We start from the raw sequence: 13,452 nt of genomic DNA, 5'->3' as shown, positions 1-13,452 counted from the left end.
AAATAGTCATAGATATTAGGCAGCTCTAGCAACGAAGCGACTAAAGCTGCCTTACAGGTATTAAACGCCGTATTTGGATTCAACCGGCCAAACCGACTGCAGTTTTTCGCCACCAAGAATACGATCTCGTGCTGCGGCTTCGTTTGCACCCAATTGGTCTGCCTGATCTGCAACCTTCGACAGCATAGCTTTTGGAATAACCACGACACCGTCAATGTCGGCGAAAATCACATCGCCGGGATTGATTTTTACGCCAGCAATTTCGATTTCGACTTGAGAGCGTTTTGGCTCCATTTTTCCTGAAACAGAAACAGGCGAACGTGCACGGCCAAACAGCGGATACCCGAGACCGCGAACCTGCGCGATATCTCGCACCGTTCCGTTCACAATGGTTGCAGCAGCACCGCGTGTTTTTGCGCCTGAGCTCATCAATTCACCAGAACATGAGCCCTGAGCACAAGATGAATCGACAACGATAATCCCGCCCTCTGGCGTGCAATCAATCGCATGATGATATGCGTCCTGTGGCTGATTGCGGCGTTCGCTTGGTTCAAACTGTACCGTCACTGCCGGGCCGCATACAACCTGGCCAGGCTCCAAGGTACCTTGCAATGAGATGCCATCAAGATAGCCCCAGCCACCCAGCTGTTCCAAGCTGTCGTGGACATCGCCGGAATACCACTTTGACAAACGCTTGATGGATTCCCAATCAGTATCTGCATAATCGAACTTGTTCATGTGCTTCTCGCCTTTGAATTCATAGCTGCTTTGTCCATTGCTACCTTGAGGTAGCGGGAGCTTTCTTCAATTTGTCTGCGGATAGAATTACGCGCTTCGTCAGGCTGCTTTGCTTTGATGAGGTTGTAGATTTCCTCATGCTCTGCAAGCCCGTCTTGAAGCGATTTATCTGGCACGCGGCTCGTCACGCGAATGACATCAATGATGATCGAAAACAGATTGTCGTAGACCACATTGAGGATTTCATTGCCGACCGAGTGCACAAGCCCACGGTGGAACGCAGCATCACTGTCGGTAAATCGCGACATATCATTGGCTTGCGCCGCCGCGCGCATTTCTGCGAGCGAGTCTTCGACCTCTTGGGTGATCGTCAACTCTTCCGAGCTTAGACGCGTGACAACCTCTGTCTCGATGATCCGGCGCACTTCCATCAGTTGCACAAGATAATCGGAGTTGTTCGCGAAAAGCTGTTTCACGGTTTTGGCCAATGATCCGAGAAACTCTCCAACATCATCACGAACGACCAGCGCACGTTCACCATGCTTACGACGAACAAGGCCTTTCGTTTCAAGAATTTGGAGTGCTTCACGCACCGAACGCGTGCTCACGTTAAAGTCTCTTGCAATGGCCGCTTCTGCAGGCAAACGATCACCGACCTCCAATTGCCCAGATAATATCTGCGCTTCGAAGTCTTCCACGACTGAAACATGCAGCTTATCCCGATCTGGGATGGCACGTTTCTGGGACTGTCGGCTGTCTGCCTGCTCTGCTACCACGCTGTAAATCCTCCATCGACGACGACGTTTGAACCCGTCATATAGGATGACGCATCAGAGGCAAGAAACTGAATAACGCCGTTATATTCATCAAGCTCTGCCTGACGATGCATTGGAACGCGTTCAAGGAAGGCGTCGATAAACTCTTTGTCGAAGTTTGCCGTCTTCACGCCACCAAATGAAATCAGGTTAACGCGGACATTTTTAGTGCCCCAATAGGTGCCAAGATATCGGGTCAGATTGACCAGACCTGACTTGGAGGCTGCATAGGAAATTGCCTTGATGAACGGTTCGCCATCGCGCGCTTCGCGATATGCATAAAGCGCCTGATTAGGAGAGACTATTCCGTAAATCGAACCAACATTGATGATGCTTCCGCGCTTCACATCAGCCATCTTGGAGCCGATCACCTGACAGCAGAGCATAACACCCGTCAGATTGGTCTCGATAATTTCGTTCCAATATTCCTGCGGGTAAATTTCAAAAGGACTATTCTGATCCGCAGAACCCGATGGTTTGGAGTCAATACCTGCATTGTTTACGAGAATATGCGGTACGCCCCAATCTTCAATCAATTGATTGGTTGCCTGTTCCAAAGCGCTTTTATCGGTGACGCTTGCAACATAGACACGGATATTGTCTGTGAGACTAGGGAATTTGGCACTGAGATCATCCGCACTGATCGGACGACGGCTGAAGATAGCAACCTTTGCACCGGCTTCAGCAAGTGACTTGCTGAACTGTGTTCCCAGCTGACCCAAACCACCCGTCACAATCGCGACTTTGTCTTTCACACTGAACTTATCGACCATTTTAAATCCTGATAATTCAATCATTAATATTGAACGTGTCTCGGTCGAAGAACGGTTTGCACGACCGAGTATATTTGTAAGGAAATGCCATTTTGATCGGCGTCATGGGCCAGAGAGGGCGGTGACTTCATACCCGTCTCTGGCGCAGGCGGATTATCGGGGCAGATCCATCGTTGCGAGTTTTTTAGGATCAAGCTTTGCAGCGTGATACTTTTCGTAAATCTCGACCAGCTTGCCGTTATCGAGATTGGTTTTTACCCAGGCATCGATCCATTCCTTAAGCTGTGGTTCATTGCGACGCATCGCGATCCCGAGCGGATAAGCTTGCGCAACAAACTTTTCTTCGAGATCGAGCTTTGGATTGGCTTTGATCAGCTCGGTCAAAAGCGGACGCGAGGTTGCATAAATAGCCATCTGACCACTCGTGACGGCAGCACTCGAGGTCGGATCATCTTCAAAACGCACGATCTGTACGCCAGAAATATCAGCCGTCTTTTCCGTGAGATTGGTGTCATTGACGGTGCCGCGTGTGACCGCAACCGACGACCCCGCCAAATCGGCATAGGACTTCACATTGGATTCTTTGGGTGCAGCCACCACGATAGCTGTTTCAGCATAAGGAACACTGAAGTCGACCACATCCAACCGCTCTTTGGTAATCGACAATGTCGATACCGCCAAATCCGCCTTACCAGAGACGAGGAACGGAATGCGCCCAGACGTCGGCACTGTCAAAAATTCGATTTCAACACCCAAGTCTTTCGCAAGCAATTTGGCGGTCTCAACCTCAGAGCCTGTTGGCTCAAACTTGGCGTCGCGCATGGCATAGGGCGGATTACCGAGATCAATTGCGACTTGCAGCTTACCCTTTTCGCGGATGCTTTCGAGCTGATTAGCAAAAGACGGTTGCAGGGAAAGTGCCATAAAGCTCAGCCCTAGCCCCAATGCGGTGAGCATTCTTCTTCTATTAAATACAGTCATGTTTCCTCCTCCTGGAAAATTTGAAAATTGCTTTGGCGCTCCTCTACGCCAATGCAAACATCAGTGGTGTGCGCCAACGAAATTCTTCAATTCCGGTGTCGTTGGATTGCTTAGAATGTCAGGGCTGCCCTGTTCGCAAATCTTGCCCTGGTGCATAAACACAACCGTGTCTGCGACCCGTTTTGCAAAATCCATCTCGTGCGTTACGAGCAGCATCGTCATTCCATTGCGCGCCAAGTCTTCGATGACTTTGAGAACTTCGCCTGTCAGCTCTGGATCGAGTGCGGATGTCACCTCATCAAACAGCATGACTTTCGGCTTCATCGCCAAAGAGCGCGCAATCGCGACACGCTGCTGTTGGCCACCCGAAAGCTGCTCCGGATAATTGTCGATTTTCTCAGCGAGACCGACCTGACGCAGCACCATTTCAGCCAGTTCTCTGGCCTCTGTGCGGTTGAGCTTCTTAACCCAGCGAAGCGCGAGCGTGATGTTCTGTTCAACCGTCAAATGCGGAAATAAATTATAGCTCTGAAAAACAATCCCCACATCCTGACGAAGCGAACGCACATTAAGTTCAGGATCGTTGACGTGATGATCGCAGACCCAAATATCACCGCTATTGATGGTCTCGAGCCGGTCGACGCAGCGCAATGCTGTACTCTTTCCCGATCCGCTACGCCCGATTAACGCAACAACCTGACCCTTTTCAATTTCAAGATTGATCCCTTTGAGGACGGGTAGCGAGCCATAGCTTTTATGGACATCAACAAACTTAACGATGGCTGACATTATACATCCTCTCAAATTTGCGACTTGCCGCCGAGAGTGGGAAGCAGATGCAAAAATAGAACAAAGCAATCACGAGATAGGTGGTGAAGGGCTGGAAAGTGGAGGCGTTAATTTCCTTGCCGATATAGGTCATTTCCGCCATGCCAATGATCGAAGCCAGCGATGTATTCTTCACAATTTGCACCATGAAACCGACCGTCGGCGGTGTCGCAATACGAACTGCTTGCGGAACGATTACCAACCACAGCCCTTGCAATCCGGTCAGTGCAAGACAGTCGGAAGCCTCCCATTGCGTGCGCGAAACCGATTGGAAACTACCGCGCCAGATCGCACCAAGAAAGGCGCTTGCGAAGATCGTCATGGCAACGCTTGCCGCGAAAAGTGAAGACACTTCAATGTTGAGGATTGGCAGTCCAAAATAGACCAGAAACATCAATATCAGGACTGGCGTGCCCTGCACGAGAACGATGTAGGCATCGGCTAATCGAACCAACGCCTTGTGTTTGGAAATGCCTGCAAGAGAGACCGCGAACCCAAAAATCCCACCAAAAACAAAGCTGATAATCGATAATATGACAGTCCAAACAAGCCCTTGCAGCAAAACTTCAACATGCAGCCAGGAGAAAGATGTAAACATTGCGTCCTCCTAGAGATTGGTGCCAAGACGGCGTTTGCGGGGAAAGAAGCCGAGCGCAAGAAGCTTGAACAGGCCGCGCATAAGAAACGAGAGCAGCAGATAAATCACGAGAATGACCAAATAGACTTCAAAGGATCGGAAGGTCATCGATTGTATCCGCGCTGCGGCACCCGTGAGCTCTTCCGCAGAAATCTGGGACGCGACGCTTGTTGCAAGCATCAACAGCACATATTGGCTAACCAGCGATGGGTAGACACGTTCCAGCGCTGGCGGGAGCATCACAGCGGCAAGCATTTGCAAACGGTTCAGACCAAGCGTGTCGGCAGCTTCCAGCTGACCCTTATTGATTGACTGCAAGCCCGCACGGATGATCTCACTGGAATAAGCGCCAACATTGATGGTTAGCCCGATCAACGCGGAAGCTTGCGCAGAGAACTTTAGTCCTAAAGAAGACAGGCCGAAATACACCAAAAACAGCTGGATAAGCAGCGGGGTATTGCGGATGGCTTCGACATATATCGCCACGATAATACGCAAGAAGCGATACTTGCTAATGCTTGCGACGGCGCAAAGGGCACCCAATAGAAAACCTAAAAAGGTCACGATGAGCGACATTTTTATCGTTTCGATTGTACCTTGCAGCAGCAATGGCCAATATTTTTCCAGGAAAGCGAAACTGAACTCATACTTCATGCGCAAACAACCTTATGCGCAAAGAAGCCCCGATCTTCAGCAAGAATGACAGCTGGTTTTGTGCCGCGCGCTTGCGCTGACTTTTTCATAGCCGTCAGAAAACAAGCGTACGCGAGACGCGTTCGCATCATTTGATATGCGTTCATTATTATTCCTCCCGAGCACAATTCACCTCACCTGATTAACAGGCCTCCTGGAGTTGAATTCTGCCTTACACAAATATCTAAACTCAACTTATGACATATGTCAACATAGTGAACACTCTAATGTTTTTTAAGCCAAGAAAATTATCTCAACTGTTGTCGAACGGCGCTTATCATCGGCGGGCATCTTCTCAAATGAAGCAATGGCGCGCTTTTTCGCTTTGCGAATGTTAAATAAAAAATCTAAAATCAATCTCGTTTCACATCAAATGCCCTGCTGATCATGGATCCAAACTTAATGCGCTGCACCCGAATGATGACAAATCTGGGTAATTATCAGCTCAGCAGCATTCTTATTTCGCCAGTCAACTCCACAATTGAAGCAACAATTTTATTCATTCACGGTGCCAGCTGCAGCCTCTTGGATCCATATTTCACGTTCTCGGACCTATGCCTGCAAGACATGCAAATGCTTTTTGTAGACCGGCCAGGACATGGACAATCCGAACAGGGACCTGCTGAAAATATTCGCCCGGATGCACAAGCAGATGCCATAGCCAGACTTATGCAAATACACGGTATCGATAATGCAATTATCGTAGGTCACTCTTACGGTGGAGCGGTTGCCGCCGCATTGGCTGTCCGTCATCCCGAACGCGTAGCAGGTTTGATTTTCCTCTCACCAGCTGTCTATCCATGGGTTGGCGGCATCTCATGGTATAATAATCTGGCAAAGGCTCCCATAATTGGAGCATTGTTCACTCTGCTTGTTGCGCCAACAATCGGGCTATTAAGTCTAAAAAAAGCAATGAAATCGGTTTTCACACCAAATAAATACCCTTCTGGCTACACCAGTTGGACAAAGGCATGGCAAACGTTGCGCCCCCGCGCCTTCCGACATAATGCGCGAGAACTCGGCGCCTTATGTAAATGGGCTGAAACTACTCATAAAAACTATAAACAGATCAAAGCACCAACCATTATTATCACAGGCGATACAGACGACATTGTATCGCCCGACGTGCATGCGCGACGACTAGCAAATGACATTACCCTGTCAGAACTTTATGTGATCAAAGGTATGGGGCACAAATCTGACTATGTGGCACGCGATCTTGTGAGCTCAGCCATTGAGAAGGTTGCGGGGCGAGACATAGATTTGAGTGTTGTAGCGAGGCAAGTGGAGCGTCAGATTGTAGATGAGGCAAAAGACGAAAAAGGGCCGGTTTGAAACCGGCCCCATTCCGGAAATTATGATGCTGGCAAAATAGCCACATCGCGCATATTGCTTTCCAGTTTCTCAACGTTGCCTATCTTCAAGGCAGCGCCAGTTTCGAGATTTACAGTGTAAATCGTGTTGTCACCGACCAGGTAAGCCATATTCTTATCTTCTTCCATTCCATGAATATCGAAAGCGTAAATCTCCGGACTTCCCTCGATTTCCAGTTTACCGATTGTTTTCAGCGTTCCATCATTCGGCTTCGTCTGCTGCACAAGGGTTTTGTTACCGGCGTCGATATTAAACATGGCCGTCTGTTCAGGCTTGCCGATTGAATTGGTATAAGCAGCGGCGACAATTTTGCTTTCAGTGCCCTCGCCAGCATCACCTTTTTCATAGGCCAGCTTGCCATCGACCGTCACTTCACCGGTATCGGGATGAACACGATGGTTCGTCGTGCCCGTCATGAAACGAAGACGATCAGCCATTGGATTAAAATCAACAACGACAGCCTGCCCTTCAGCCATTGGCAACATCGTATTCATTTTAGCGATTTCTGTTGTCGCTCCACTTTCGAGGCTGATTGCGACGATACGATGATCCCCCGTAACGCCGACAACAGTCTTATCGACAGGTCGAAAATCGATTCCAACCAGATTTTCAACACCATCAACCTCCAGTGTCTTCGTGACTTTGCCGTCATCTGTGTCAAACATCACAAGCGTCTTGTCACCGACCAGGCCAAGAGCAGGTGCGGCTATGCCATGAATAATCGAAACGCCAAGAATTGTGGATGTAGCCAGTGCCAGTTGAATGATACGCATCATTGTTCTCCTCTGTTTCGCTTTTCGAAGCTGCCGTTTAAGTCGTGGGTTTCAGCGCCTCTGATTATCAGACACATGGGAACGCCGGTTTGGATGCAGTGGAGAAAAATAAAATTCCCAATGCATCTGTTTGCGTGTTTCCTGCGTAGATGAATTAGGGCTAATCTGTCGAACGGATGAGGAGATGTGTGCAATGGGCGGGCAAACGGATGAGCTGGCAAAGGCTATTGCTGCCTGCGTGCGGCGTGATCGGTCAGGACTCCGTGCGATATTTGATCAGGAATCGGGACGATTGCTGGCCGTTGCCCACCGCATTCTGCGCCGCCGCGAACTTGCCGAAGAGGTTTTGCAGGAAGCGCTCATTCGCATCTGGACCCATGCCCATCAATATGCGCCCGATCAGGGCTCTGCCAAGGGGTGGATTTATGCGATTGTGCGTAATCGTGCCTTGAATGCTCTGCGCGATGGAAAACGTGAGCAGACAGTGAATGATGTCGACGCTTTAAGCGAAGCTGAGCATTCAAATGAAATTCTCACGGCGTGGCATCAGCTTGATCAAACAAGCCAGCTAAAGGAATGTCTCGACGCTCTCGACAAAGACAAGCGGGATGGAATCCTCATGGCATATGTCGGAGGTTACACGCATGGTGAAATCGCCGGCAGATTACAAATACCGTTGGGAACCGCAAAATCCTGGGTACGACGCGGTCTGAGCGCATTGCGAGCATGCATGACATGATAAAATCATTCGATAATACCCCAGAGATTGCCGACGAATATGTGCTCGGTCTTCTTAATCCAGACGAAGTCCTTCACGTCGAGGCCGAAATTACCCGCAATGAGGAGCTAAAACAGGCAATTACCCGCAGTCGTGAACGATTTTTGGAGCTGGATACGTCCATAACACCGATGATCGTTGATGAACGCATCTGGGAAAGTGTTCAAAATCAGCTTTCGGATAGCCCAGTCCCGGCTACAACACCTGTCAAAAGTGCCAACGATAACGATCCTAGTGTTAATGGATGGCGACTAGCGGCACTCTCGGCATCGGCTGCATCAATCCTTCTTGCTATTGGTCTCGGATGGTCGCTCACGAGAACAATTGAGCCGGTCGTCATTGCTGTTTTGCTGGATGATACCGGAGGCGTTCAGGCCATCGTTGAAGATTTTGGCAATGAAAATGCTCGCGTGCGGCTATTAAACAATGTCGAAATTCCATCAGGTAAAACCATTCAGGTCTGGACACTTCCGTCACAGGACATGGGTCCTGTCTCAATGGGTTTGCTTGAAGGTGCGCAATCCGCCGAGCTGAAGGCACCAGATCTACCGTTGCCGCGTAGCGAACAACTCTATGAACTCACGCTAGAGCCTGCTGGCGGTTCGCCCACAGGGCGGCCAACTGGACCGATTCTTTCCAAAGGATTCGCAAAAATCCCGCAATAAACGCAATTCAACTAACACTAACAAAAACACGTCTCTCGCGAATTCGAATTCACGAGCATGTGTCTTCTTTTAAGGCATTTAAACTTTCGTCGAACCGGCTATCTCGCGCCATTCGGTTACATTGCTAGAATATGTTTGCAACGAAACCCATCATAAAAGTTAAAGTCTTTTATAGTCACCCGCACATCTGGTTCTCTGGAAAAAGATTTGAAATTCGGCAACCCGTTCAGTGTTCGGCAAATGCCAGAGTAAGGATTCGGTCTTCGGTCATCTCGCTTCGCTCAAGCATGCCGGCCAATCTGCCTTTCGAGAGGATAGCTACTCGATCACATAGCGCTAAGATTTCTGGTACTTCCGACGAGGCCATCAGCACAGTTAATCCATTCTCAGCAGCCTCAGAGATGATTGTGTAAATATCGGCTTTAGCGCCAACGTCAACGCCGTGGGTAGGCTCATCCAAAAGAAGAATACGTGGCTCCGTCAGGAGGGCTCGTGCGAAAATAACCTTCTGCTGGTTGCCACCCGACAATGTAGCAATAGGCTGTAGATCGTTCACCATACGAATACCCAGACCGCGCGTAAAGCCAGCCATTCGGGCCGCTTCGCCACGCCGGTCCGAAAATATGCTTCCTGCGAACCTGCGCATGCTCGATATTGCGGCGTTGGTACGAACGCTGTGTTGCGGGAGAATTCCGGCCGTCTTTCGGCCCTCCGGTACGAGAGCCACACCGCTTCTGACAGCGTCGCTCGAGCTTTTGGGCGAATACGTGGCCCCAGAAAGTTCGATCTTTCCGTTAACGAGAGGTTTGACGCCATGAATCAAATCAAGCAATTCGGTCCGGCCAGCTCCCACGAGTCCGAAAAGACCTACTATCTCTCCTTTGTGGACCGAAATATCAACATCTCGAACAAGGCTGCCATCGGACACTGAGTTCAAGGATATAGCGACGTGCGTTCGGTCAATCGCCCGTGGTCGATACGCATAAATCGCGGGCTTGCCCGTCATATCGGTAATAAGTTGTTCTCGTGTGGTCTCCTGCGGGATACGTTCGCTAACAATGGAGCCATTACGCAGGACAACAAGTCTGTCGCAAAGAGCCAGAGCCTCCTCAAGCCGATGCGTGATGAAAATTATGGCAGTGCCAGCTGCTCGTGCAGCGCGCACATACAAGACGAAACTCTCAACCTCATGCGGCGTAAGAGAAGACGTTGGTTCGTCAAGGATTAGAAGTCGAGGGTTTCGCGCGGCAGCTTTGGCAATTTCAACAAGCTGCTGTTCACCGGCACGCAATGATCCTGCATCCTTAGAGGGGTCGATGTGGCCAGCACCAATCCATTCGAGAAGCGCTTGAGAAGCCGCTTTCATTGCTCGGAAGTCAACAAACCCCCGCTTTTTTGGGAAGCGTCCAAGATGGAGGTTTTCCGCAACAGACAGGGCTCCAACCACCGATAGCTCCTGATGAACGAAGCTGATCCCCGCATCAATGCCATCGCTCACGTTTTTAAAATCAATAGCGTTTCCGGCCAGTTCGATGGATCCAGTGTCGGCGACGAGGCCTCCAGAGAGAATATGCATTAGAGTTGACTTGCCAGCGCCATTCTCACCCAGTAGCCCGACCACCTCACCAGGGTAGAGGTCAAGGTCCACCGAATTTAGGACTGGGTTCCCGGCAAAGGCCTTGTCGACCGCGCGTGCACGCACGAGCGGATCACCTTTCAAGCCGGGATGAACGGATGCTACAGGTGCGCCGATCATCGAATTGCTGCTCTCACTTCACATCTTCTGGTTTCAAGAGTTTTCCTTCAACAGGGATCACCTTAGAAGGAGGCTGAACTCCAGCGACAAGGTAGTTAAAAAGCAACACGCTTGCATCGATAGCCTGCTGATACGGAGCCTGATCAAGAAGACCTACCATCTCGCCTGTCTTCAAGTAGGTCATGTTGTCGGGAGTGTGATCGAAGCCAATCACCCCGAGTTTGCCGGTCAAACCAAGGTCCTTGATCGCTTTGGCTGCACCAAACGGGCCGCCAGCCGTGACGTATACCATTGAAAGTTGAGGGTTCGAGGTGACCATATTTTGTACGATGGAATAGGCTTCTTCAGCCTTGTCCTTGTTTTCGAACGGCCCAACGATCTTGATGTCAGGCGCATTAGCCTTAATGTAGTCGAGTGCACCATTCATTCGCTCGGTGTGCTGTGTGGCACCGAAGTAGCCAGTAATCACACCAAGCTCACCTTTGCCGCCCATCTTCTCTACAATGAACTCGCCAATCTGCTTTCCTGCGGCAGTTGCATTCTGTCCAATGAATGCGAGGCGTTGCGACGGCTTACTGCCCTCAGCCACGATGTTGAAAACGGGCACGCCCGACTCTGTTGCCTCGTCGATGATGCGGGACGTGCCGTCAAAGATCGGCACGACAACGATACCGTTGTATTCTTTTGCAAGCGCCCCTTCTATGCCCGCGACGACAGCCTCCGCAGAGAGCGTGTTGCCCAGGTCTACGAAATCAACTTTCGCATTATACTTGGAGAGATACTCATTGGCGGCCTTGGCCCCTTCTGTGACGGGCGTCCAGAAAGGATTGTTCTGAAACGAAAGGAATGCGATCTTGATCGGACCCTTGTTATTTTCAACCGCCGCAACTGATCCACCATTCGGAGCATCCTGAGCATGGGCCGACATTGAGATTGTTAGCACTGCAAGTGCCACGCCAGCGGCAGCTTTTATTGATTTCCAGTTCATTACATTCTCCTCCGTTGAACTGTGGAATTAATCGTCGTCGCTACCGCGCTGCAGGCCGTCCAGGCCAACCGCGAGGATGATTACCAGACCCTTAGTCACAACCTGCCAATAGGCCGAGATGCCGAGAAGCACGAATGCGTTGTTTAGGACCGCCATCAGAAGAGCACCGATGATGACGCCAATGATCGAGCCCCGGCCACCGCTAAGGGCTGTCCCTCCAAGAATAACCGCAGCGATGACATCGAGCTCGTAGCCAAGTCCGAGATTAGGGTCGGCGCTCGCAAGATTACCTGATAGTATCAGCCCTCCCAGGCCGGCTAAGGTTCCGCAGAGCGTGAACACGAACAAGCGTGTGCGCTTCAGGTTGACGCCGGCCAAGCGAGCAGCCTTGGGATTATCGCCGATTGCGTAAATTTCGCGGCCGATCACTGTACGCCCGGCAAAGATGTGGACGACAATGGCAAGCACGATCATAAGAAGCAGTGATATTGGGACACCATACAGCCTTCCAGCGCCGATGAATTCTGCTAAACCTCCGACTTCGACGGGAATCCCGCCGGTCATGAGCAGTGCAATGCCCCTGGCTACAGAAAGTGTACCGAGGGTTGCTATAAACGGGTTAATTCGGAACTTCGTGTAAAGTAGCCCGTTCACCAACCCGCAAAGCAGTCCGGTCAGAATGCCAGAAATCAGGCCGATGCTTTCAACGCCAGTATCACGAGTGACCACGGCGGCAACGACTGCAGATAGGCCGATAACTGCCCCTACCGAAAGATCGATGCCCCGAGCAATGATCACGAGAGCTTGCCCGAGCGCAACGATAGCGACGACTGAAGCCTGTCGTCCTATGTTTAGGAGATTGCGCGGCGCGAGAAAGTAGTCGCTGGCAAAAGCTAGATAGACCGAAACTACGAGCAGCATCAGAAGAACTGACGCCTCGCGGTGCCTTCCAAGCTGTCTGATTAATGCTCCTCCCTGCATGCTATCACCGCCTCCGCAATAATAGTTGCCGCATTTTCTCAAGCGCAAACGGTGCGGCCTTGACGATTAAGCGATCGAGAACCCGGGCCCCAAACAAAATACCCACTGATGCCTCCCACAGTGTCTAGAGTTAGCGCTAACAAATTATGATGTGAATGATTTATTCACGGTACATAATGATACAAATGAGTAGTTTTAACATTCGTATTTATTGGATAAATTATTGAATTATCGCTTCAATATGTGAGATTTGGCAGGATTCATCAATTCGTCAATAACCGATGACAGTAACCTGTGATCTGGAGAGCCATTATCAAACACCTGGAAACGGTTTCTGATGACCTGGGTGATGATCTAATCTTTCTTAGTTTAGGTTAACCCAGTCGATCGACTTAAATAGTGGGGCAGTAAATTAGTGAAATCGAGCGGTCCGATTGTCGGGATCACAACCCGTCGCTTTTGTCGAAACTATGCTGCCGGAGCGCTTGCAGGCGTCTGCCCCCCACAAAATGGGCCAGCGTCAACACCAACAGTGGCAAGTCGACCGAGCATGCACTAACAGTAAACACGGATCACCCGATGGGGGCAGACCACCCGGTCGAAGCTCCTGAAATAATCAAGGCGCCAATAAATTTTCTGGCTCAAACGCGACCTTCCACCGGTCAGCAAATG

The 13,452-nt window shown here is 50.3% G+C and carries 15 protein-coding genes; 3 read left to right on the top strand and 12 right to left on the bottom strand.

Annotation, left to right across the window (positions count from 1 at the left end; translation table 11 throughout):
• Positions 1-60: 60 nt before the first annotated feature.
• The 8 genes from J2782_RS16445 to J2782_RS16410 all read right to left on the bottom strand — a co-directional run bounded on the left by J2782_RS16445 (position 61) and on the right by J2782_RS16410 (position 5,572).
• Positions 61-738, bottom strand: coding sequence for an RraA family protein (locus tag J2782_RS16445; protein WP_310014534.1), 678 nt, complete (start codon positions 736-738; stop codon positions 61-63).
• Positions 735-1,514, bottom strand: coding sequence for a FadR/GntR family transcriptional regulator (locus J2782_RS16440; protein WP_310014532.1), 780 nt, complete (start codon positions 1,512-1,514; stop codon positions 735-737). The genes J2782_RS16445 and J2782_RS16440 overlap by 4 nt, the downstream gene beginning before the upstream one ends.
• Complete coding sequence (locus J2782_RS16435) at positions 1,508-2,326, bottom strand: SDR family oxidoreductase (protein WP_310014529.1); 819 nt, start codon at positions 2,324-2,326, stop codon at positions 1,508-1,510. Before J2782_RS16435 ends, J2782_RS16440 begins: the two co-directional genes overlap by 7 nt.
• A 153-nt stretch (positions 2,327-2,479) precedes the next feature.
• Complete coding sequence (locus tag J2782_RS16430) at positions 2,480-3,307, bottom strand: transporter substrate-binding domain-containing protein (RefSeq protein WP_250042844.1); 828 nt, start codon at positions 3,305-3,307, stop codon at positions 2,480-2,482.
• 60 nt (positions 3,308-3,367) lie between these two features.
• Positions 3,368-4,096, bottom strand: a complete 729-nt coding sequence (locus tag J2782_RS16425) for an amino acid ABC transporter ATP-binding protein (RefSeq protein WP_310014526.1) — start codon at positions 4,094-4,096, stop codon at positions 3,368-3,370.
• On the bottom strand, positions 4,080-4,733 hold the full coding sequence (locus J2782_RS16420) for an amino acid ABC transporter permease (RefSeq protein ID WP_310014525.1): 654 nt from the start codon (positions 4,731-4,733) through the stop codon (positions 4,080-4,082). The genes J2782_RS16425 and J2782_RS16420 overlap by 17 nt, the downstream gene beginning before the upstream one ends.
• Positions 4,734-4,742: 9 nt before the next feature.
• A complete protein-coding gene (locus tag J2782_RS16415) occupies positions 4,743-5,426 on the bottom strand; it encodes an amino acid ABC transporter permease (protein WP_310014523.1) in 684 nt (227 codons plus the stop codon).
• The gene (locus tag J2782_RS16410; RefSeq protein WP_310014522.1) at positions 5,423-5,572 is read right to left on the bottom strand and encodes a hypothetical protein; all 150 of its coding nucleotides are present in this window, start codon (positions 5,570-5,572) and stop codon (positions 5,423-5,425) included. Before J2782_RS16410 ends, J2782_RS16415 begins: the two co-directional genes overlap by 4 nt.
• Positions 5,573-5,882: 310 nt before the next feature.
• Between J2782_RS16410 and J2782_RS16405 the strand changes: the two genes are divergently transcribed.
• Positions 5,883-6,800, top strand: coding sequence for an alpha/beta fold hydrolase (locus J2782_RS16405; protein WP_310014521.1), 918 nt, complete (start codon positions 5,883-5,885; stop codon positions 6,798-6,800).
• A 20-nt stretch (positions 6,801-6,820) separates the two neighbouring features.
• On the opposite strand, the gene J2782_RS16400 is transcribed toward J2782_RS16405, so the two are convergent.
• Positions 6,821-7,612 carry a DUF4394 domain-containing protein gene (locus J2782_RS16400; RefSeq protein WP_310014779.1) on the bottom strand — a complete coding sequence of 264 codons (792 nt, stop codon included), beginning with the start codon at positions 7,610-7,612 and terminating at the stop codon, positions 6,821-6,823.
• Positions 7,613-7,805: 193 nt separating this feature from the next.
• Here J2782_RS16400 and J2782_RS16395 point away from each other — a divergent pair, with 193 nt between their 5' ends.
• Together J2782_RS16395 and J2782_RS16390 are read left to right on the top strand one after the other, a co-directional pair.
• Positions 7,806-8,351 carry a sigma-70 family RNA polymerase sigma factor gene (locus J2782_RS16395; RefSeq protein WP_310014519.1) on the top strand — a complete coding sequence of 182 codons (546 nt, stop codon included), beginning with the start codon at positions 7,806-7,808 and terminating at the stop codon, positions 8,349-8,351.
• Entirely contained in the window at positions 8,339-9,055 is a 717-nt protein-coding gene (locus J2782_RS16390) for an anti-sigma factor (protein ID WP_310014517.1), read from the top strand. Before J2782_RS16395 ends, J2782_RS16390 begins: the two co-directional genes overlap by 13 nt.
• A 226-nt stretch (positions 9,056-9,281) precedes the next feature.
• Here the strand turns inward: J2782_RS16390 and J2782_RS16385 are convergent, their stop codons facing one another.
• From J2782_RS16385 to J2782_RS16375, 3 genes are read right to left on the bottom strand one after another with little or no spacing between them, the layout of a single operon-like run.
• Positions 9,282-10,811 carry a sugar ABC transporter ATP-binding protein gene (locus tag J2782_RS16385; RefSeq protein ID WP_310014515.1) on the bottom strand — a complete coding sequence of 510 codons (1,530 nt, stop codon included), beginning with the start codon at positions 10,809-10,811 and terminating at the stop codon, positions 9,282-9,284.
• A gap of 13 nt (positions 10,812-10,824) precedes the next feature.
• A complete protein-coding gene (locus J2782_RS16380) occupies positions 10,825-11,799 on the bottom strand; it encodes a sugar ABC transporter substrate-binding protein (RefSeq protein ID WP_310014512.1) in 975 nt (324 codons plus the stop codon).
• A 27-nt stretch (positions 11,800-11,826) separates the two neighbouring features.
• Positions 11,827-12,780 carry an ABC transporter permease gene (locus J2782_RS16375; protein ID WP_310014511.1) on the bottom strand — a complete coding sequence of 318 codons (954 nt, stop codon included), beginning with the start codon at positions 12,778-12,780 and terminating at the stop codon, positions 11,827-11,829.
• Between the last annotated feature and the right edge of the window lie 672 nt (positions 12,781-13,452).

The sequence above is a fragment of the Brucella pseudogrignonensis genome (assembly GCF_031454375.1).
GTDB classification, from domain to species: domain Bacteria; phylum Pseudomonadota; class Alphaproteobacteria; order Rhizobiales; family Rhizobiaceae; genus Brucella; species Brucella pseudogrignonensis_A.
The sequence above is the reverse complement of the archived record's forward strand: the minus strand, read 5'-3'. Positions and strand labels throughout refer to the sequence as shown.